Raw genomic sequence first — 20,374 nt, forward strand, 5'->3', positions numbered from 1 at the left:
TACCCATGTGAGAGTAGGGAGCCGCCAGACTTTTAAATATAGAGAGAGCCCAGCAGGAATGCTGGGCTTTTTTGCATATAGAGATAATAAAACTGACTGAAATTTATATAAAATTTTATGTTTTAAAGATGTGATTATATGATTATTTATTAATAACATTTAATAAATTTTTTTCTAAATTATTTATAAATAGGTTATTAACTAATTATTTAGATCCATTTATCTATGGAGTGAACGATGGATAATCTAAACTTTTTATATCAATTCGTGGGTTCAGATTTTATTGATAGATATACTACTTTACCTCAATTAATTGGTATTTTAGGTTATCTTGTAGGTATCAGTGCTTTTTTACAACGTAGCGATAATGCTTTTCGTTGGCAGTTAACAATCGTTAATGTCATTATGACTTTGCACTTTTACTTATTGGGTCCGGAGTCTTATCCAGCAGCAATTCTTAATATAGTAAATATATTTAGAAATGTTGCTTCGAATTACACAAAAAATATGTTAGCAATGTTATTTTTTATTGCTTTAATGTGGATATTTTATTTTCTTACTACTCCAGATCTGACACAATTTATACATTATTTATCTGTTATTGGTACGACATTAGTTACCATTGCATTATTTCGTTTACAACAACAGAAAATGCGACTACTTATACTGATGAGCAGTATTTTATGGATTATTTATAGTTTATGGATAGGGTCTTTAGGAAGTCTGGCTATAGAAGTAACATTCGCCATAATTAATATTATTACAATTATTAAATTATCTAAAAAACAAACTGTGTGATGGGATATTTACTCGATTAATTCATTTTCCTATTTATTTCTTGCTGTATGTATGAAACAATTTAGCCATATAAGAATAAATTTTTTGAGGTAGTCAGTGATTGATAATGATGGCTACCGTCCAAATGTAGGAATAGTTATTTGTAACAGGTATGGTCAAGTACTTTGGGCTCGTCGTTATGGACAAAATTCTTGGCAGTTTCCTCAGGGCGGAATAAAACTAAACGAAACGCCTGAGCAGGCAATGTTTCGTGAATTAAACGAAGAAGTAGGATTATTACCTCAAGATGTAAAGATTCTATCCGTTACTAACGGTTGGTTGCGATATAAATTACCTAAACGAATGATACGTTGGGAAAATCAACCTGTTTGTATTGGTCAAAAACAGAAATGGTTTTTATTAGAATTGATATCTGATACATCGGTAATCAATCTCAATAAGTCTTCAACTCCTGAATTTGATGATTGGAAATGGGTTAGTTATTGGTACCCTATTCGTCAGGTTATTGCTTTTAAACGCGATGTTTATCGAAAAGCAATGAAAGAATTTTCATTGCCAGTATTTAGCATCCAATCCGATGCGGAAGCACCAATAGCAAATGTTTCTAAAAAGAAACGATTTAATTTCTTTGCTCATAAACGAAAAAATAAACAGTGTATTAAAAAATGAATCAATACTTACAATTTCCTAACTTCAATCCAATTGCTTTTTCACTTGGCCCTATATCGCTTCATTGGTATGGTGCAATGTACTTATTTGGAGTGCTTGGAGCGCTTTATTTAGCCAAACGAAGAGCAAATAAACCTAATAGTCAATGGACAACACAACAAGTTGAGAATTTGCTATTCTGGGGTTTTTTAGGGCTTTTTATTGGTGGACGATTAGGCTATATCCTTTTTTATAATTTTAACGTTTTTATCCAAGACCCTGTTACATTATTTAAAGTCTGGGAAGGCGGCATGTCTTTCCATGGTGGTCTAATCGGTGCAATTTGCGTTATTGCTATTTTCGCAAAAATTAATCATAAAACCTTTATGCAAGTGGCTGATTTTGTCGCTCCTTTAGTACCTATTGGTTTAATGTTTGGGCGATTTGGTAATTTTATTAATGGTGAGCTTTGGGGACGTGTGACTCAATCTCATATTGGTATGTTATTCCCGACTTCCTCTCATGCGGATTTTATGTTTGTACAAACACATCCTGAGTGGTTATCGCTTTATACTTCTCTAAATGGCATTTTACCAAGACATCCTTCACAGCTTTATGAAATGATGTTTGAAGGAATTGTTTTATTTATCATTTTGAATTTGTTCATTCGTAAAAATAGACCAACAGGTGCTGTATCTGGATTGTTTTTGCTTTGTTATGGTTTATTTCGATTTGTAATCGAATTCTTTAGACAACCCGATGAGCAACTAGGACTATTTTTTAATGTCATTAGTATGGGGCAAATTTTATGCCTACCAATGATTTTTGCCGGTATTTTATTTCTTTTTTATACATATAGAGTTAACAAAAAGGCGACAACACGATGAAACAGTATTTAGCACTTATGCAAAAGATATTAGCAGAAGGTATGCCTAAGTCAGATCGGACAGGAACTGGAACATTATCCATTTTTGGTCATCAAATGCGGTTTAATCTACAGGATGGATTTCCATTAGTCACTACAAAAAAATGCCATTTACGTTCAATTATTCATGAATTACTTTGGTTTTTAAAAGGCGATACAAATATTAAATATTTAAAAGATAATAAAGTAACTATTTGGGATGAATGGGCTAATGAGAATGGTGATTTAGGTCCTGTTTATGGAAAACAGTGGCGAGCATGGACAGCACCAGATGGGCAGCATATTGATCAAATATCGCAATTAATTGATCAAATCAAAAATGATCCTGATTCAAGACGCCTAATAATTTCTGCTTGGAATGTTGGAGAATTGGATCAAATGGCGTTAGCTCCTTGTCATGCATTTTTTCAATTTTATGTAGTGGATGGAAAGCTTTCTTGCCAGCTTTACCAACGTTCTTGTGATGTGTTTTTAGGGTTACCATTTAATATTGCTAGCTATTCGTTATTAATTCATATGATTGCTCAACAATGCAATTTAGATGTGGGTGATTTTGTTTGGACTGGTGGTGATACGCATTTATATTCAAACCATTTGGAACAAACTCATTTACAATTGAGTCGAACGCCTAGAGCGCTACCAAAACTTGCTATTAGACGTAAACCTCCAACAATTTTTGATTATGAGTTTGAGGACTTTGAAATTATTGGCTATGATCCTTACCCTGCAATCAAAGCACCCGTTGCGGTTTAAATTCTTGTAAAGAAGTTTCAGGAAAAGCCTACGTTTGAGTATAAAATTTTAAAAAATCTTAAGAACGAAGATCACAGCAACTAATTATATATTGTTGTGATCTGTTTAAACTATACCTTATTAGATACATTAATGTAGGGAAGATCTTTCTAATTTTCTGCCCTTAAAATCAATATATAGTATATAATAATCAACTTTGTTATTAACAATAACTTAATCTTAATATGAGTCAAAATCAGGAAATTCGTCCTATCTTTACTAAACGCCTACTACACCCTCGTTACTGGTTAACGTGGTTTGGTATTGGTATCTTATATTTAATCGTTTTATTACCCTATCCAGTAATTTATCAATTAGGAAAAAGTTTAGGGTTGCTTTCAATGAAATTAATTGGTAAACGTAAAGAGACAGCAAGACAAAACCTTAAACTTTGTTTTCCTGAAAAATCACAGCTTGAACGTGATCAATTGTTGCGGGGCAATTTTATTTCTACTGGATTGGCTATTTTCGAAACAGGGATGGCTTGGTTCTGGTCTGACAAAAGATTAGCTAAACATTCATCTATTGTCGGTGACCAATATATCAAAAATATACAACAATCAGGTCAAGGCGTTTTACTTATTGGAATTCATTTCCTAACATTAGAATTAGGGGCACGCATTTTAGGAATGAGTCATCCCGGTGTAGGTGTTTATCGACCAAATGATAATCTGGTAATGGATTATGTTCAGCTTAAAGGTAGACTCAAATCTAATAAATACATGTTAGATCGCTATAATACTAAAGGTATGATCCGCGCATTAAAAAATGGTGAGTTACTTTGGTATGCCCCTGATCATGATTATGGACCTAAAAATAGTGTCTTTGCTCCATTATTTTCAGTAGAAAAAGCAGCAACGACGATAGGTACACGTATATTGGTTAAATTAGGCCAACCCGCCATTATTCCATTTACACCTAAGCGTGAGGAAAATGGCCATTATACCGTGTATGTAACACCAGCGCTTGAAGGTTATCCTATTGATGATGATGTATTAGCTGCAACTTTTATGAATAAAGCTATTGAACAAGAAATTTTAAAAGCTCCAGAACAATATATGTGGTTACACCGACGATTTAAAACCCGTCCTAAGGGGGAAGCTCCTTTGTATACTAATGATGTTCAATCTGACTAAATCAATTATTTTTTTATAATGTCTGTTTGAAGAGTAAAAATACGAAATGCAAAAACTAAATAAAATTATTCTATACTGTCGCTGTGGATTTGAAAAAGAATGTGCTGCTGAAATCACAGATAGAGCTGCACAACTGGAAATATTTGGTTTTGCCAAAGTTATAGAAAATAGTGGTTATGTCACTTTTGAATGTTATCAAGACGATCAAGCGACAATACTGATAAAAAAACTTCCGTTTCGTACTCTAATCTTTGCTAGACAGATGTTTGTATCAGGTGATTTATTGACTGATCTACCAGCCAATGATCGGATCACTCCAATAATTAATGCATTATCGGGTTTGATCGATAACGCAGGTGATGTGCGTGTAGAAGTCGCTGATACCAATGAAGGTAAAGAACTAGGTGGATTTTGTCGTAAATTTACAGTACCACTTCGTCAAGCGCTACGAAGCAAACGTATTTTATTAAAAGTTGAAAATCCAAAAAAACCTGTTATTCATCTATTTTTTACAAGTAGTAATAGTTGTTATGTAGGTTATTCATTAAGTCAAAATAACTCACCTTTTTATATGGGGATCCCTAGACTAAAATTTCCTGCTGATGCACCAAGTCGTTCTACATTAAAATTGGAAGAGGCGTTCCATATTTTTATTCCTTATGAAGAGTGGGATGAACGCTTAAAAGGTGGTTTGAATGCAGTTGATTTAGGTGCTTGCCCAGGCGGTTGGACTTATCAACTAGTTAAAAGAAGTATGATGGTTTACGCTATTGATAATGGTCCAATGAATAACAAACTAATGGAAACTGGACAAGTTAAACATTATCGTGAAGATGGCTTTAAATTTACGCCTAAAAAACATAATATTTATTGGTTAGTTTGTGATATGGTTGAAAAACCGACCAAGGTGACGCAATTAATAGCTAAATGGGTGATTAATGGTTGGTGTCGAGAAACCATTTTTAATCTTAAATTACCAATGAAAAAACGGTATGAAGAAGTAAAACAAAATATAAAGTTACTCAATGACGAATTAAATAATAATCAAATCAATGTTCAAATTCAGGCCAAGCAGCTTTATCATGATCGTGAAGAAATTACTGTTCATGTGCAACGAATTTGGGGATAGTAAATAACAAGAGAGTGGGTGTATGAATTTAAAAATTTTCTTTTATTCAATATTAATGTCTATATTATTGACATTTTTAACTGGATGTCCGGGTAATCAATCGCAACTTAGTGATTATGATGGAACTAAAAGTTCTAGTTATTATCTATCACTAGCGGATGAAAGTTCTGGAAATGCTAAAACCAATTGGCAATTACTAGCTATTCAGGCATTAATTAAAGAAAATAAAGTTTCTCAAGCAAAAGATTTGTTATCTCAAATATCCTCTGATCTTAATGATGAACAACAGAAAGAAAAATTATTGTTGCAAGGTGAAATTGCAGTAAAATTGAAAAAACCATTTAATATTAAAAAGTTAACAACTGATGGGTTAACCAATTCACAATTATACCGTTACTACTCTATTAAATTAAGTTTGGATGAAAAAAATAGAGATATCAATGGTCAAGCTCATGATTATATTGAACTAGAAAAATATACGCCAGAAAAACAGAAAAACCAGATATTAAATGATACATGGAAATTTTTTAGTAGATTGAGTACTAAACAAGTTAATACCATTTTAGTTTATGAAGATGAAGTAACTTTACAAGGATGGATTAATTTAGCGGATGCTTATAAAAGTAATAATATAGAACCAAAAACACAAGAAGATGATACGCCTGAAATTATTGCAGAGAGAGTACAAAAACAGAACGAATTATTAAAACAGGCTGTAAAAGATTGGTTACTACAATATCCGGATCATCCAGCTAAAAGTATCATTTCTTTATTAATAGGAGAACAAGCATTAAATGTTGATGATGTTAATGCTAAAAAAGTAGCATTATTATTACCACTAACAGGATCATCACGCCTTTTTGGTGATACTATTCGACAAGGTTATTTTGATGCCATTAAATTTTTCCCACAAGAGCCACAACAAAATGTAGTTTTACTTGATACAACAAGTGCTGATATGGATGCTCTTATAAGTCAAGCTAAAGAACAAAATGTTGAATTGATAGTAGGTCCTTTACTGAAAGATGAAGTGATTAAGATTAAACAGTTGGCGCCTTCTTTACCTGTTTTAGCATTGAATAAAGTGGATAATAGTTCAGTTACACCGAATAAAATGTGTTATTTCGCATTATCACCAGAAGATGAAGCACAAGATGCAGCAGATCATATTTATGTACAAAACAAATTAAAGCCACTCTTGCTGGTTCCGCAAAATGATCTCGGTCAACGTGTAGCTCAAAGTTTTGCTAAAAAATGGTCTGAATTATCATCTAATAGTTCACAAGCTTATGTACAATATTTTGGCAATAAAAGTACATTAAGTTCTGGTATGAATCGTAATGTAGGAATAAAACTTACTGGAATCCCTATTTTAACCGATTATACAGAAGATCAATCAGACAATTTTGACGCTGTCTATATTTATGCTTCATACGATGAGTTAACTCTTATAAAACCAATGATTGATATGGCAGCCGGCAAATCAGTAGGTAATTCATCCTCACTTATGATCTACACAAGCACCAAAAGTCATGTGGCTAATGCTTCGGATGATTTTAATTATGATATGGATCATACTGAATATGCTGAAATTCCAATGATCGTTAATTATTCTGATCAAATGTCAGAAATCATACCTGACAATATTCAGAAAAATTATTCATTATTGCGTTTATATGCGATGGGGATTGATGCTTGGAGACTTGCAAATCGCTTTAATCAAATGAATTCGTACCAAACTGACTTTTTAAATGGTATGACGGGTAAATTATCGACCAAGGATCAATGTGAAGTCACTCGTGCTTTATCTTGGCAACAATATATTCATGCATTATCCCGATCTAATTCAGAAGAATAACAAAAAAATTGGCAAGCATTACGAAGATATTGCTTGCCAGTATTTACTAAAACAAGGGCTTTCATTTATTGCTCAAAATAGTCAATATCGTTTAGGTGAAATTGATTTAATTATGCGTGATAAACAATGTCTCGTTTTTGTTGAAGTACGTTATAGAAAAAATGCCAATTTTGGTAATGCCGAAATGACCGTAACATCAAGTAAACAAAATAAAATCAAGCAAGCGGCACAACTCTGGATGTTATCAGAAAATATGAATATTGATGATACAGAATTTAGATTTGATATTTTTGCTATTACGGGCAAAAACCAAAAATGGATTATTAATGCGTTTTAATTTTTAGGTGAAAAACGTGCAAGATTTAATAAAAAATTATTTTACTGAAAGTATTCAAACTCAAATTGTAATGGCTGAGTCTTTAGGGACATCAATTGAAAAAGCGGCAAGCATTATTGTTCAAGGTTTACTTAATGGTAATAAAATTATGAGTTGTGGTAATGGCTCATCTGCGGCAAATGTACAAAGTTTTACTTCTCGATTAATTACCAGTATTAATATAGAAAGACCCAGCATACCCGCTATAGCTTTGGTATCTGATAATGTATTATTAAGTGCAATCGCCAATCATGAAGAAGTCTATGCTCGCCAAATACAAGCTTTGGGGCAGCAAGGTGATATTTTGATAGTATTGACTTGCCAAGGTAACAGCCGTTCGATTATTCGCGCTGTTCAAGAAGCTGTGATTAAAGATATGAAAATTGTTGCTTTAACTGCTTTTGATGGTGGTGAAGTTATCGGCTTACTTGGTCAAAATGATATTGAGATAAGAGTTCCATCTTATAAAAAAGTAATGGCATATGAAATGCATGCTATGATTTTAAATTGTTTATGCCAATTAATTGAAAATACTTTGTTTATTCAACATGAATAAGTTGAAATAAAAACGGTATAGTCCTGCATTAATAACGAATTTTATGCTATAATTACAAGCTATTTTGATGACCTAATTTAATAAGAGAATATGGTGTTATGACCGAACTAGCCAAAGAAATAACCCCCGTTAATATTGAAGATGAGCTAAAATCCTCTTATCTTGACTATGCAATGTCTGTCATTGTCGGGCGTGCTTTACCTGATGTACGCGATGGCTTAAAACCAGTCCATAGAAGGGTCCTTTTTGCCATGCATGAAGCAGGATACGATTGGAATAAACCTTATCGAAAATCTGCTCGTGTTGTTGGGGATGTTATTGGTAAATACCATCCACATGGTGACTCTGCTGTTTATGACACAATCGTACGTATGGCGCAGCCATTTTCATTACGTTATATGTTAGTTGATGGTCAAGGAAACTTTGGTTCTGTTGATGGTGATTCGGCTGCGGCAATGCGTTACACCGAAATACGTATGCAAAAGTTTGCAGGTGCGTTATTGACTGATCTTGATAAAGAAACCGTTGATTTCTCGCCGAACTATGATGGCTCTGAAATGATTCCTGATGTATTGCCAACGCGTATTCCTAATTTACTGATAAATGGTTCTTCAGGTATTGCGGTTGGTATGGCAACAAATATCCCTCCTCATAATCTATCTGAAGTCATTAATGGTTGCCTTGCTTTTATTGAAGATGAAAATATTTCAGTTGATGGATTAATGGAACATATCCATGGACCTGACTTTCCAACTGCTGCTTTAATTAATGGTCGAAAGGGTATTGAAAATGCCTACCGAACTGGACGTGGTATTATCTATATTCGTTCTAAAGCAACTATTGAAGTTGATGATCATAGTGGGCGTGAAACAATCATTGTTAATGAAATTCCGTATCAAGTTAACAAGAAAAAACTGATCGAGAAAATAGCTGAATTAGTTAAAGACAAAAAAGTTGAAGGTATCTCGGCGCTACGCGATGAATCTGACAAAGATGGGATGCGTATTGTTATTGAAATTAAACGAGATGCTGTCGGTGAGGTTGTATTAAATAACTTATTCTCATTGACACAATTGCAAGTCTCATTTGGTATCAATATGGTAGCCTTACACAAAGGGCAACCTAAACTTCTAAATTTACGTGAGATGATTGAAGCCTTTGTGCTTCATCGACGTGAAGTGGTAACTCGTAGAACTATTTATGAATTACGTAAAGCTCGTGAAAGAGCCCATGTATTAGAAGGGTTAGCTATTGCGCTTGCCAATATTGATCCTATTATTGAATTAATTCGCGCAGCTTCAACTCCAGTTGAAGCTAAAAGCAAATTATTATCTCAAGCTTGGCAGCTTGGTAATGTAGCAGCAATGCTCGAAAAAGCGGGTAACGATGCTGCTCGACCAGAAGATTTAGCGCCAGAATTTGGTATTCGCGATGGTTATTATTACCTATCAGAAGCACAAGCCCAAGCTATTTTAGATCTTCGTTTACATCGATTAACGGGTCTAGAACATGAAAAGATTTTGGATGAGTATAAACAATTACTGATTCAAATTAGCGAGTTACTGCACATTTTAGCCAGTCCAGAACGTTTAATGGAAGTGATTCGTGAAGAGCTTGAAGCGGTTCGTGATCAATTCCAAGATGCAAGAAGAACTGAAATTACAGCAAGCAGTGCTGATATTAATATTGAAGATCTTATTGCTCAAGAAGATGTTGTTGTAACTCTCTCACACCAAGGCTATGTAAAATATCAGCCTTTATCTGATTACGAAGCTCAACGTCGAGGTGGCAAAGGTAAATCTGCAACGAAAATCAAAGAAGAAGATTTTGTTGAAAAATTACTTGTAGCGAATACCCACGATACGATTCTTTGTTTCTCAAGCCGTGGTCGTTTATATTGGATGAAAGTTTATCAACTACCTGAAGCAAGTCGAGGTTCACGTGGACGTCCAATTATTAATTTATTACCACTCGAAGCAGGTGAACGTATTACCGCGATCCTACCTGTTCGAGAATTTGATGACGAACACTGTGTATTTATGGCTACAGCACAAGGTACCGTTAAGAAAACTTCACTAATTGAATTTAGTCGTCCAAGAAGTGGTGGTATTATCGCTATTAATTTACGTGATGATGATGAATTAATCGGTGTAGATCTAACAAGTAATGAAACGTCTGATACTGTTGATGATGAACTCAATGATGATGTAATTGTTGATGAGACTGATAATGATGAAGAGGTCTCTCAAATCTCTAATACAGAAGACATTATGTTGTTCTCCGCTAATGGTAAAGTGGTTCGCTTCCCAGCCAATAAAGTTCGCTGCATGGGACGAACTGCGACAGGTGTTCGAGGTATTAAATTAGAAGACGATGATAAAGTCGTATCACTGATTGTTCCACGAGGAAATGGCGCGATTTTAACTGCAACGCAAAACGGCTATGGTAAACGTACACAACAAGAGTTATACCCAACCAAATCACGCGCGACAAAAGGTGTTATTTCTATCAAAGTGAGTGAAAGAAATGGTAAAGTCGTTGGTGCTGTTCAAGTTGATGAAACAGATCAAATCATGTTAATCACTGATGCAGGAACGCTTGTGCGTACACGTGTTTCGGAAGTAAGTATTGTAGGTCGAAATACACAAGGTGTTATGCTTATTCGTACAGCAGATAACGAAAAAGTCGTTGGATTACAGAGAATAGCCGAAACTGAGGATGAGGAAAGTGAGTCCGATCTTTCTCAAGAAGATGAACGACAGAGTTCATCTTCGGAGTCAGAAGAATAAGTTTTAATTATCAAAAAGGATTAGTTATAACTAATCCTTTTTTATTTATAATATCCAGAAAAGGAATAGTATTAAATGTCATTTTTAATAAAGAAAATCTTAACAAATCTTGCATGGCAAATTTTAATTGCTTTGATACTAGGTGTAGCGGTGGGCGCTTATTTATTTGAACTTTCTGTCCCAAGCCATCCTTTACATTCATATTATCAATTTTCGATAGTTAATATTTTTCAACCAGCTGGTGATATCTTTATTCGTTTAATTAAAATGATTGTATTACCTATTATACTCAGTACGCTCACTTTAGGTATTGCAGGTATTGGTGGTTCAAAAAGATTAGGAACATTGGGTTTTAAAACTATTCTCTATTTTGAAATTATTACAACGATTGCCATCTTACTAGGGCTTTTCTGGGGAAATATTTTTGCACCGGGTGCGGGAATTGACTCTACAACCTTAGCAACGAGCGATATTAGTAAGTATACTAAAGCCGCAGAAGAATTGAGCGGAAAACCTCATGGCTTAATTGTTATGATATTAGATATGATTCCAGCTAATATCTTCAAAGCTATGAGTGATGGCGCTGTTTTACCTGTTATCTTCTTCTGTGTCTTTTTCGGTTTAGGTTTAATGTCATTACCAGACAAACAACGTGAACCATTTGTTTTCTTCTTAAAAGTTGTATCTGACACCATGTTTAAAGTAACGAACATGATTATGCGCTACGCACCAATTGGTGTTTTCGCTTTGATTACTGTAACCGTTGCTAAATATGGATTTGCATCTCTTCTGCCGTTGTTTAAATTAATTTTCACTGTTTATTCAGCTATGATTATTTTTACATTGGTGGTATTAGGACTTGTATGTAAACTTTGTAAATTTAATATTTTTACGCTATTAAAAATATTAAAAGAAGAGTTGGTTATCGCATTTTCAACAGCGAGTTCTGAAACTGCATTACCAAAAATTATTGAAAAGATGGAAGCATACGGTGCGCCAAAGGCGATCACAAGTTTTGTTATTCCAACAGGTTATTCATTTAATCTTGATGGCTCAACGCTTTATCAAAGTATTACGGTTATCTTTTTGGCTCAGCTATTCCATATAGATTTAACCATTTTAGATCAGATTATTATTGTTATAACATTGATGATTGCCTCTAAAGGTATAGCTGGCGTACCGGGTGCTTCAATCCTTGTTTTATCTGCAACCCTAGGCAGTGTGGGTATTCCGCTTGAAGGTATTGGTTATATTATGGGCGTAGAGCGTATTTTAGATATGGGTAGAACGGTTGTTAATGTTGTCGGTAATGCATTAGCAGCGATTGTTATTGCTCGTTGGGAACATGTTTTTGATGATAAAAAAGCAAAAGCATACGAACAACAATATTTGAAATAATTCTATTGTTAGCTAATCTATAATGATTATTTTAAAATTTAAAACTACCTGTAATGACAGGTAGTTTTATAACCTGTTTTTTAATTACTTATTTTTATAATTATTAGAAATATTTTGTCATATCAAATTCAATTCTTTCTCCATCAGGACCACTAATAAGAAAAAAGCTTACTTCACAATGCTCTCTTTTCTCATAAATTGGCCCCTCATTGATCTCGTAACCGAAGCTTCTTATCTTATTAAGCATCCCGTCAATATCATTAACTTCTAGTGCAAAATGTTCAATACCATTGTGAGTTTGAATTAAATCGGTATAAGTATTATCCGGTAATTGATACAGTTCCAATGTAAGTTTTGGCGAACTTAAAAATTCTACACGCACTTCACCATTTTGAACTTTTTTGGAAAATTTTTCTGTAACTGTAAAACCTAACGTTTGATAAAAAGATGAGGATTTATCAATGTTACTAACTTTTAAACCCAAATGGGCAATACCTGTAATTAAATTATTCATATTAGATACCTTTTTTCGAACAATAGTAACCATAAAATGCAACGTAGATAAAACAGCATAGAGGTGCGGTAAATGCTATTTGCATGTTTCCTTGATTTACATCAGAAATAATTCCCATAATTAGTGGAATAACTGCACCACCAATAATTGACATAACGACAATGGATCCTGCAGTTTGAGTATCTTTACCCATTCCTTTAATTGTTAATCCGAAATTAGTTGGCCATCCAGGAGCCATACAAAAACTAATGGTAGTTAATGTTGCAATGGCCATGATCCCAGAGCTCATTATTGCTATTGCTAACAAGATAACTGCCAGAATGGCAAAGATGCTCAATAATTTAGCAGGACTTATTTTTTTCATTAAAAATGTAGATACAACTTTCCCTAATGCATAGAAAAGTAGTGAGATAAGTAACCAATAAGTAGCATTATGTTCAGATGTGCCAGTTTCAACTTGTTGGACGAAACGTATAGTAAAACTCCAGACACCAACTTGAGCACCAACATATAAAAATTGAGAAATAATACCTAAAGTAAAACGAGGAATAGCAAAAAGTCTTTTTAAAGAATGGATTAAATTTTCATTTTCTTGATTTTCAATCGAACTAGCCTTACATGCTGGAAATTTGACAAAAATAAATATCAATGCAATTAAAACTAATATTGAACCGATTATTAAATAAGGTGTAACTACTTGCCCAACCATTTGATGCCTAGCCTCATTTGCTGCTTCCGGTGTCATTTGCAATAATTCAGCATGACTAGGATCATTTTTTCCAAATACTAATTGTTGACCGATTAGAACACCTAATATAACACCAACGGAATTAAAAATTTGTGAGAAATTAATTCGTTGTGTTGATGTTTCTATGGGACCTAACAAACTTGAATAAGTATTACAAGATGACTCAAGAAATGACAAACCACAAGCGATAATGCCTAAGCAACCAAGAAATGCATAATAGGTCATTGATGAGGCTGCTGGTATAAATAAAAAGCAACCAGTCGCATATAACATTAAACCAATAACAATTGCTAATTTGTAAGAGAATTTTTTAATTATTGCTGCTGCTGGTAATGCGATAAAAAAGTATCCTAAAAAAAATACGGATTGTACTAAAGCAGTTTGTGTATCAGTAAGATCAAACCCTTTTTTAAACTGTGCAATTAGAATATCATTTAAATTAACAGCCATTCCCCAGAGAGCAAATAAACAACATACTAGAATAAATTTTGCCCATGGCGTTTTTGTTAAATAAGTACTACTATCTAAAGTAGATGATTTATTAGTCGTATTCATAATAAAACCTTAATATTTAAAAATAATCAGTAATAATTTATTAATTACTACTAAATTTGTTCATGCGTTCAATTGCCTGCTGGTAGGTAGTCATACATGCAGCTCCAATATATTCGACACTCACTGCTGCAAAAGCAGAACTAAATAACGCAGCTTGTTTAATATTTTGTCCATTAGCAATTTGAGCGGCTAAGGCTCCGTTGAAAGCATCTCCAGCACCAGTTGTATCAACAGGATTTGCTGGGAAACAAGGGATCCAAGTTTTGGTTGAATGATCTGAAAGTAGTGAACCTTTAGCACCCATAGTGATAATGATTTTTTTAACACCTTTTTGGTGTAGATAATCAGCAGCACATTCTGCACTTTCTTTATCAGTAATTTTTTGACCTGTGAGAAGATAAGCCTCTGTTTCATTGGGGGTTAACAAATCAACTTTTGATAATAAATTATCACTAACAGGTTGAAATGGCGCTGGATTTAAAATAGTAAATGCATTGTTATTATTTGCAATATCAATTACCTGATTGATAGCTGAAAGATTATTCTCAAGTTGGACTAATACTACATCTGCACATTTTATTGCAGGTTCGCATTTTTTAATTTCTTCTTCTGTTACAATCATATTGGTACCAGGATCGACAGAAATCATATTTTCAGCACTTTCGCCAGCAACGTAAATTAATGCATTGCCTGTAGCTCGTTGATTTGAACTTAATATGGTTACAGCATTAAACCCTACTTCCTTAAGATGACGGCGAGCAAAATAACCAAAATCATCTTCTCCTATTTTCCCTATATAATGTACGTTTGCCCCTGCTTTCAACGCTGCTGTGGCTTGATTAGCACCTTTTCCTCCTGCTGAAATCTTACTTGATCTGGCAACTAATGATTCACCGGGCATGGGGAAACGCTCTAAAAATGCAGTTATATCAAGATTAAAAGATCCGAAAACACAAACTTTTCCTTTCATTTAATTGTCCTTTTACTATTTGATAGTTTTAATAGCGTTATTGATATCAGTCGTCATTTTTTTCCACGCATCATCTAAAGAGAGATTCTTTTTAAATAGTCCTGAGCTTCCCATAATTAATACTTCAGCTCCTGATGAGAGCAGTTGATGATAAGTATTTGCATTACAAGAACCATCAACCTCAATTAGAAATTTAAAATTATTACGTTTTTTCAATTCAGAAAGTTTTTTTATTTTTTGTAGCATTTCTGGAATAAATGGTTGACCAGCATAGCCTGGATCAACGGTCATTATGGTAATTTTATCAAGTAGATGAATATATTCTGATATGTACTCAATAGGAGTTGCTGGATTTATGACAACTCCCGCTTTTTTATTTAATTGATGAATATGATTAATCACCCTAAAAGCATTAGTATTAATTGTTTCTGCATGAGGACAGATAAAATCAGCACCAGCATTTGCCATTTGATCAATAAAATCCGTAGGGTATTCCACCATTAAATGGACATCTATGGGTATAGATGTGTGAGGTTTTATTTGTTCAATGAAGAAAGCTGAAAGTGTGATATTTTTTACAAAATGACCATCCATAATATCAACATGCAAAAAGTCAGCATGTTGATTAAAAAATGTTAATTGATCTTTTATATTAATTAAATCCATACACATCAGTGATGGGGAAATTTTACATGGCATAATTATTCTCCTTATTACTAGAACCATAATATTTATCTAGTTAAGAAGAGATATTTAATTAAGCTAATACAACCTCTACACTGTGCCAATCCATTTCTTTTTGTAGTAGTTTATCGATATTTTTATCGGTAATGAGTACATCAATATCGCCTAAGTTACATATTTTAGCGAAAGCATTTTGATTAAATTTGGTCGAATCAGCTAGTACAATGATTTTTCTTGCTGTTAAAATCATCTGCTTTTTTAAATGAGCATGATATTCATTGTTATCACTTAAACCATTATCAAAATCTAATCCATCGCAAGAAATGAATAATGTATCTATAGTAAATTCTGCCAACATCTTTTCGGTTAATGACCCAACCATATCTTCATTTTTGGCAAAATAGGCACCGCCTAAAACAAAAATTTGAATTTGACTTTTTGCCGCTAATGTCTGAACAACATTTATAGAATGAGTGATAACAGTCATATCAACATTTGGAAGTTGTCGAGCTAAAAACCAACAAGATGAACTACTGTCTAAAGCGATACGATCTGCATTATTCACAAATTGTAGTGCTTTTCGAGCGATGCGGGTTTTTACATCAGTATTAACTAAAATCCGTTGGCGGAATGAGCGATTATTACTTAATATGGAAGGCACTATAGGATCACTAGAGATAGTTGAGGCTAGTACTGCGCCTCCATGGCTGCGACGAATTAAATCCTTTTTCTCTAAAGTTCTCAAATCTCTACGTAGTGTTTCTTTAGATACGGAACATAGTTTTGCCATATCATTTACTGTCAGACTAGTGTGTTGACTTAGTAATTGAATGATCATTTGTTGCCGTTCTAGTATTAACATAATATCTCCTTAACTGCCTTACCATTTTAACTTTTTTAGAAATTACCATTTTGTGTATGGAATCTGTTTTGTTATTTGTTTTGTTTCATTAATAATAAAATATGATAAAGAACACATTTATCTTATTGAATGATTGTATACTTGATTAAATTTATACATATTATTACCTGAAACAAAAAAAAACGGTCAAAATCGGTATATAAAATCGTATTTGATTTTGACTGAATTTGACCGAATCTTTTTAAATAAATTAATGATAGTCTATTATGAATCGTAATGCTTATTAGTTGGGAGTATTTTTGCTGAATATGTGATTGAAGTTCTTTTTTATTTGGATGGTGGGAAATATTTTTTTGCAACTATAAAAAACCCAGCATTTGCTGGGCTTTTTATTTATTAGATAACTATTTAATTTTAGCTTCTTTATAAATAACATGCTGACGAACAACGGGATCGTATTTTTTGATTTCCATTTTCTCAGGCATAGTTCTTTTGTTTTTGCTAGTGGTATAAAAATGACCTGTACCAGCAGAAGAAACTAATCTAATTTTTTCGCGTACACCTTTAGCCATGATATGGTTTCCTTATTAGTACTTTTCACCACGGGCACGAAGTTCAGCTAAAACTGCATCAATACCCTTTTTATCGATAGTTCGCATACCTTTAGCAGATATACGCAATTTTACAAAACGTTTTTCGCTCTCAACCCAGAAACGGTGAGTTTGAAGATTTGGTAGAAAACGACGTTTAGTAGCATTCATCGCATGAGAACGATTATTTCCTACTAAAGGACCTTTTCCTGTTACTTGGCATACTCGTGACATGTCAATAATTCTCCGAAATTTCTATGCTTAAGCCTTGGGCGTAATATGTTAATGGAATTAACCTCGTCAGGCTTTTAGTTTGCTGCAGTTCTATCTGAGAAGCAGTCTAACCTCTCACACTACACCCACAATAATGAGGTAGCGAAGTATACGCTGTTATACACAAATTCTCAAGCATTATCTTATTTAAGCTTAAAATAAGTTTATATAAATGTAGTTCACATAAAACCCAAATTGAGGTAGAAAGTGCCGTGATGGATTTGGTTTCGATCTATTATGGTATAGACATTATAACAAGAGTACTCATTCTTGAGGAGTTTAATGTTGCTCACCTTATCATAAATAAAAACTATCAGAAAAGAGATATTTTTATTGCCACAATGAAAAATAGACCTTTATTACCCACAGAGCAAAAGTTTTATTGCTTTCTAATTGAACATATCTTAATTAAATATAATGACAATGCTATTTTGGGGGAGTTTGGAAAATTATCTTACTATTTGATGTGTCAAAAATATTAGCTTGTGACGGTGAATAATTAAAAAGTTAAATTCTGTTCAAAATATTCTATTAATAGAGTAGATATTATTTTTTACATATTAAACAAATTTTTATAAAACAAAATGTTAACTTTGTCTGTGATTTTAGAAAAAATGATTTAATTTTATAATAAATGTGTTTTAATAATTAGGATGAAGATTTTATTTATTCCTTTTGATTTTCCAACTTTCAAGGAGATTATATGAGCCAGTTTCAGCCATATAGCATATACGGCATTATCGGTTATCCTTTAGGTCACAGTATGAGTCCACTTATTCATACTACATCATTTCAAGATTATGGTATTCCTGCTGTATTAGTACCATTTCCTACTCCTCCAGAAGAAATTCCAACATTATTTAAATCGGTAAGATTATTAAATATACGTGGATTATGTGTCACTATTCCACATAAACAAACCATTATTCCTTATTTAGATGAAGTAACTGAGCATGTAAAAAAGGCGGGAGCAGCGAATTTAGTGTATTGGGATGGCGACAAGCTTTGCGGTGACAATACTGATATTGTTGGTTTCATGGAGCCACTTAGAGCGAAAAATTTGCCTGCTGAATACAAAAAGGTTTTATTACTTGGGGCAGGCGGTGCCGCACGAGCTGCCGTTGTTGGTTTACAAGATCTTGGTTATACCGATATTACTGTAACTGACATTGTTGATGATTTACCTCAATCATTAGCTAAAGAGTTCAATCTTAAAACCGTTGCATGGCAAGATCGAAATAAAGTAGAAGCGCAAATAATTATTAATTCGACTCCATTAGGTATGACAGGTAAATTTGAAGATCAAACACCTTATGAACAAGCATGGTTTAAAGGTAAAGGTATTGCGTACGATATCGTTTATACGCCATATAATACTCGCTTCAGACAAGAAGCTGAAAAAGCAGGTTGGGAGTCAATTTCCGGTCGAGAAATGTTTATTGGGCAAGCGAATGCACAATTTAAAATTTGGACGGGTAAAGATCTTTCTGAACGGGCAAAACAAGCCGTAATTGATGCCCTAGCAGGTAAATAATAAATAAAAGTATATACATCTAATTTAAATTAGATGTATTGCTGATATCTATACGTTTAACTTTTTTAAATTCTTTATATAAATAAATGATATCGGTGTCATATGTAAAGTTACTGTATAAGTAAAAATACGATAAGGAGGAGTATTTATGACTAACTTAGAATTGCAAGCGTATCGTCGTTTCCTAATGTTAAAAGTGTCTGAGGCAAGTGAATATATTGGTAAAACTGATGCTAGTACATGGCATAATTGGGAAAAAGGTACTGTTCCAGTTCCCCAATATGTTGTTACCGCAATGCAAGAATTGAAAAAATTCCGAACTGATAAAATAAATATTATTATTAATAGTATTAATGATCGTGTTGGTAGTAATACTATTCGTTATTTTATGACCTATGAAGAGTTCAAAAAAGTCAATCCAGAACTTGATATCATTCAGTGGCGATTACATCAATCTATTGCGACAGAGTTATATTTTCGTGGTTTAGAAAAATTGTGTTAACAAAAATTAATACAACTACCATTTAAGTTTAGAGATATTTTTAATAAAAGTGTAAATTATTTTTTACAAGTAGATATTAAAATTTATTTATTTATTTTATAAAAATCAATAAGTTTTAAAAATATATAATAATATGTAAAAAAAATATTGCAAAACTTAAAGTGAATCACTAGCATAGACGGTATATTCTGTAAGCTGTAAATTTGAAGGAACAGGACTCAATATGAATAATACTATTTTTTTAGTAGGCGCCAGAGCAGCTGGCAAAACGACAATGGGAAAAATGCTTGCAAATAAGCTATCGTTTTCTTTCATTGATACAGATTGCCATTTGCTTGAAACTACTCAAAAAACAGTAGCTGAAATTGTTGAAAAAGAAGGTTGGGAAGGCTTTAGAGCCAGAGAAAGCCAGATTTTAATTGATACAACTAAGCCAAATCGAGTCATTGCTACGGGTGGAGGAATGGTACTGGCCGATCACAATCGCCATTTTATGAAACAAAATGGTACTGTCATTTTTTTATCAGCTACAGCTGCAACATTAGCTGCACGTTTAATGAAAGATCCTAATGTTGCTCAGCGCCCATCATTAACGGGTCTATCTATTTTTGATGAGATGGAAAAAGTGTTGGCAGAGCGGTTACCGTTATATCATGATGCAGCACATCATGTAGTTAATGTTGAACAGGATGAAGCTCTAATACTTAATAATATACTTCATATGTTGCAAAATTAAT

The 20,374-nt window shown here is 33.3% G+C and carries 21 protein-coding genes; 14 read left to right on the forward strand and 7 right to left on the reverse strand.

The window, feature by feature from the left end; genetic code table 11:
- Window positions 1–237: 237 nt before the first annotated feature.
- The 11 genes from H3S88_RS08765 to gltP all read left to right on the forward strand — a co-directional run bounded on the left by H3S88_RS08765 (window position 238) and on the right by gltP (window position 12,405).
- Window positions 238–798: a YgjV family protein gene (locus H3S88_RS08765; RefSeq protein ID WP_198228598.1), complete on the forward strand. Its 561-nt coding sequence runs from the start codon at window positions 238–240 to the stop codon at window positions 796–798.
- Between the two features lie 96 nt (window positions 799–894).
- On the forward strand, window positions 895–1,467 hold the full coding sequence (rppH, locus tag H3S88_RS08770) for an RNA pyrophosphohydrolase (RefSeq protein WP_198228599.1): 573 nt from the start codon (window positions 895–897) through the stop codon (window positions 1,465–1,467).
- Window positions 1,464–2,333, forward strand: coding sequence for a prolipoprotein diacylglyceryl transferase (gene lgt, locus H3S88_RS08775; protein WP_086290229.1), 870 nt, complete (start codon window positions 1,464–1,466; stop codon window positions 2,331–2,333). Before rppH ends, lgt begins: the two co-directional genes overlap by 4 nt.
- Window positions 2,330–3,124, forward strand: coding sequence for a thymidylate synthase (thyA, locus tag H3S88_RS08780; RefSeq protein ID WP_198228600.1), 795 nt, complete (start codon window positions 2,330–2,332; stop codon window positions 3,122–3,124). The genes lgt and thyA overlap by 4 nt, the downstream gene beginning before the upstream one ends.
- Before the next feature lie 224 nt (window positions 3,125–3,348).
- Window positions 3,349–4,299 carry an LpxL/LpxP family Kdo(2)-lipid IV(A) lauroyl/palmitoleoyl acyltransferase gene (gene lpxL, locus H3S88_RS08785; protein ID WP_039128613.1) on the forward strand — a complete coding sequence of 317 codons (951 nt, stop codon included), beginning with the start codon at window positions 3,349–3,351 and terminating at the stop codon, window positions 4,297–4,299.
- Window positions 4,300–4,345: 46 nt separating this feature from the next.
- Window positions 4,346–5,428 carry a 23S rRNA (cytidine(2498)-2'-O)-methyltransferase RlmM gene (gene rlmM, locus H3S88_RS08790; RefSeq protein ID WP_198228601.1) on the forward strand — a complete coding sequence of 361 codons (1,083 nt, stop codon included), beginning with the start codon at window positions 4,346–4,348 and terminating at the stop codon, window positions 5,426–5,428.
- Window positions 5,429–5,450: 22 nt separating this feature from the next.
- A complete protein-coding gene (locus tag H3S88_RS08795; protein WP_198228602.1) occupies window positions 5,451–7,286 on the forward strand; it encodes a penicillin-binding protein activator in 1,836 nt (611 codons plus the stop codon).
- The gene (locus H3S88_RS08800; RefSeq protein ID WP_039128621.1) at window positions 7,255–7,623 is read left to right on the forward strand and encodes a YraN family protein; all 369 of its coding nucleotides are present in this window, start codon (window positions 7,255–7,257) and stop codon (window positions 7,621–7,623) included. The genes H3S88_RS08795 and H3S88_RS08800 overlap by 32 nt, the downstream gene beginning before the upstream one ends.
- Before the next feature lie 16 nt (window positions 7,624–7,639).
- The gene (locus H3S88_RS08805) at window positions 7,640–8,218 is read left to right on the forward strand and encodes an SIS domain-containing protein (RefSeq protein WP_198228603.1); all 579 of its coding nucleotides are present in this window, start codon (window positions 7,640–7,642) and stop codon (window positions 8,216–8,218) included.
- Between the two features lie 98 nt (window positions 8,219–8,316).
- Complete coding sequence (gyrA, locus tag H3S88_RS08810; RefSeq protein ID WP_198228604.1) at window positions 8,317–11,007, forward strand: DNA topoisomerase (ATP-hydrolyzing) subunit A; 2,691 nt, start codon at window positions 8,317–8,319, stop codon at window positions 11,005–11,007.
- An 87-nt stretch (window positions 11,008–11,094) separates the two neighbouring features.
- Window positions 11,095–12,405: a glutamate/aspartate:proton symporter GltP gene (gene gltP / locus H3S88_RS08815; RefSeq protein WP_086327034.1), complete on the forward strand. Its 1,311-nt coding sequence runs from the start codon at window positions 11,095–11,097 to the stop codon at window positions 12,403–12,405.
- Window positions 12,406–12,508: 103 nt separating this feature from the next.
- On the opposite strand, the gene H3S88_RS08820 is transcribed toward gltP, so the two are convergent.
- The 7 genes from H3S88_RS08820 to rpmB form a co-directional block, all read right to left on the reverse strand.
- Window positions 12,509–12,919 (reverse strand): VOC family protein, encoded by a 411-nt coding sequence (locus H3S88_RS08820; protein ID WP_198228605.1) that lies wholly within the window; start codon window positions 12,917–12,919, stop codon window positions 12,509–12,511.
- A 1-nt stretch (window position 12,920) separates the two neighbouring features.
- Entirely contained in the window at window positions 12,921–14,222 is a 1,302-nt protein-coding gene (gene fucP, locus H3S88_RS08825) for an L-fucose:H+ symporter permease (protein ID WP_198228606.1), read from the reverse strand.
- A 40-nt stretch (window positions 14,223–14,262) separates the two neighbouring features.
- Window positions 14,263–15,192: a ribokinase gene (locus H3S88_RS08830; RefSeq protein ID WP_198228607.1), complete on the reverse strand. Its 930-nt coding sequence runs from the start codon at window positions 15,190–15,192 to the stop codon at window positions 14,263–14,265.
- A 15-nt stretch (window positions 15,193–15,207) separates the two neighbouring features.
- Window positions 15,208–15,891: a D-allulose 6-phosphate 3-epimerase gene (gene alsE / locus H3S88_RS08835; RefSeq protein WP_198228608.1), complete on the reverse strand. Its 684-nt coding sequence runs from the start codon at window positions 15,889–15,891 to the stop codon at window positions 15,208–15,210.
- A 58-nt stretch (window positions 15,892–15,949) separates the two neighbouring features.
- Window positions 15,950–16,738 carry a DeoR/GlpR family DNA-binding transcription regulator gene (locus tag H3S88_RS08840; protein WP_198228609.1) on the reverse strand — a complete coding sequence of 263 codons (789 nt, stop codon included), beginning with the start codon at window positions 16,736–16,738 and terminating at the stop codon, window positions 15,950–15,952.
- A 404-nt stretch (window positions 16,739–17,142) separates the two neighbouring features.
- Window positions 17,143–17,310, reverse strand: a complete 168-nt coding sequence (gene rpmG, locus H3S88_RS08845) for a 50S ribosomal protein L33 (protein WP_025314526.1) — start codon at window positions 17,308–17,310, stop codon at window positions 17,143–17,145.
- Window positions 17,311–17,325: 15 nt separating this feature from the next.
- Window positions 17,326–17,562 carry a 50S ribosomal protein L28 gene (gene rpmB / locus H3S88_RS08850; protein WP_025314527.1) on the reverse strand — a complete coding sequence of 79 codons (237 nt, stop codon included), beginning with the start codon at window positions 17,560–17,562 and terminating at the stop codon, window positions 17,326–17,328.
- A 742-nt stretch (window positions 17,563–18,304) separates the two neighbouring features.
- Here rpmB and aroE point away from each other — a divergent pair.
- The 3 genes from aroE to aroL all read left to right on the forward strand — a co-directional run bounded on the left by aroE (window position 18,305) and on the right by aroL (window position 20,373).
- Window positions 18,305–19,135 (forward strand): shikimate dehydrogenase, encoded by an 831-nt coding sequence (gene aroE / locus H3S88_RS08855; RefSeq protein ID WP_198228610.1) that lies wholly within the window; start codon window positions 18,305–18,307, stop codon window positions 19,133–19,135.
- Window positions 19,136–19,283: 148 nt separating this feature from the next.
- Window positions 19,284–19,637, forward strand: coding sequence for a DUF1870 family protein (locus H3S88_RS08860; RefSeq protein ID WP_039130077.1), 354 nt, complete (start codon window positions 19,284–19,286; stop codon window positions 19,635–19,637).
- Window positions 19,638–19,860: 223 nt separating this feature from the next.
- A complete protein-coding gene (gene aroL / locus H3S88_RS08865) occupies window positions 19,861–20,373 on the forward strand; it encodes a shikimate kinase AroL (protein WP_065738368.1) in 513 nt (170 codons plus the stop codon).
- The last annotated feature ends 1 nt before the right edge of the window (window position 20,374 follow it).

The organism is Gilliamella sp. B14448G11, assembly GCF_016101765.1.
Taxonomy (GTDB): Bacteria; Pseudomonadota; Gammaproteobacteria; order Enterobacterales; family Orbaceae; genus Gilliamella; species Gilliamella apicola_N.

Excerpts from the sequence above, each read along its gene's own strand:
- H3S88_RS08765 (WP_198228598.1), top strand. The coding sequence starts at position 238 with ATGGATAATCTAAACTTTTTATATCAATTCGTGGGTTCAGATTTTATT.
- lgt (WP_086290229.1), top strand. The coding sequence starts at position 1,464 with ATGAATCAATACTTACAATTTCCTAACTTCAATCCAATTGCTTTTTCA.
- thyA (WP_198228600.1), top strand. The coding sequence starts at position 2,330 with ATGAAACAGTATTTAGCACTTATGCAAAAGATATTAGCAGAAGGTATG.
- lpxL (WP_039128613.1), top strand. The coding sequence starts at position 3,349 with ATGAGTCAAAATCAGGAAATTCGTCCTATCTTTACTAAACGCCTACTA.
- rlmM (WP_198228601.1), top strand. The coding sequence starts at position 4,346 with ATGCAAAAACTAAATAAAATTATTCTATACTGTCGCTGTGGATTTGAA.
- H3S88_RS08795 (WP_198228602.1), top strand. The coding sequence starts at position 5,451 with ATGAATTTAAAAATTTTCTTTTATTCAATATTAATGTCTATATTATTG.
- H3S88_RS08800 (WP_039128621.1), top strand. The coding sequence starts at position 7,255 with ATGCATTATCCCGATCTAATTCAGAAGAATAACAAAAAAATTGGCAAG.
- gyrA (WP_198228604.1), top strand. The coding sequence starts at position 8,317 with ATGACCGAACTAGCCAAAGAAATAACCCCCGTTAATATTGAAGATGAG.
- H3S88_RS08820 (WP_198228605.1), bottom strand. The coding sequence starts at position 12,919 with ATGAATAATTTAATTACAGGTATTGCCCATTTGGGTTTAAAAGTTAGT.
- fucP (WP_198228606.1), bottom strand. The coding sequence starts at position 14,222 with ATGAATACGACTAATAAATCATCTACTTTAGATAGTAGTACTTATTTA.
- H3S88_RS08830 (WP_198228607.1), bottom strand. The coding sequence starts at position 15,192 with ATGAAAGGAAAAGTTTGTGTTTTCGGATCTTTTAATCTTGATATAACT.
- alsE (WP_198228608.1), bottom strand. The coding sequence starts at position 15,891 with ATGCCATGTAAAATTTCCCCATCACTGATGTGTATGGATTTAATTAAT.
- H3S88_RS08840 (WP_198228609.1), bottom strand. The coding sequence starts at position 16,738 with ATGTTAATACTAGAACGGCAACAAATGATCATTCAATTACTAAGTCAA.
- rpmG (WP_025314526.1), bottom strand. The coding sequence starts at position 17,310 with ATGGCTAAAGGTGTACGCGAAAAAATTAGATTAGTTTCTTCTGCTGGT.
- rpmB (WP_025314527.1), bottom strand. The coding sequence starts at position 17,562 with ATGTCACGAGTATGCCAAGTAACAGGAAAAGGTCCTTTAGTAGGAAAT.
- aroE (WP_198228610.1), top strand. The coding sequence starts at position 18,305 with ATGAGCCAGTTTCAGCCATATAGCATATACGGCATTATCGGTTATCCT.
- H3S88_RS08860 (WP_039130077.1), top strand. The coding sequence starts at position 19,284 with ATGACTAACTTAGAATTGCAAGCGTATCGTCGTTTCCTAATGTTAAAA.
- aroL (WP_065738368.1), top strand. The coding sequence starts at position 19,861 with ATGAATAATACTATTTTTTTAGTAGGCGCCAGAGCAGCTGGCAAAACG.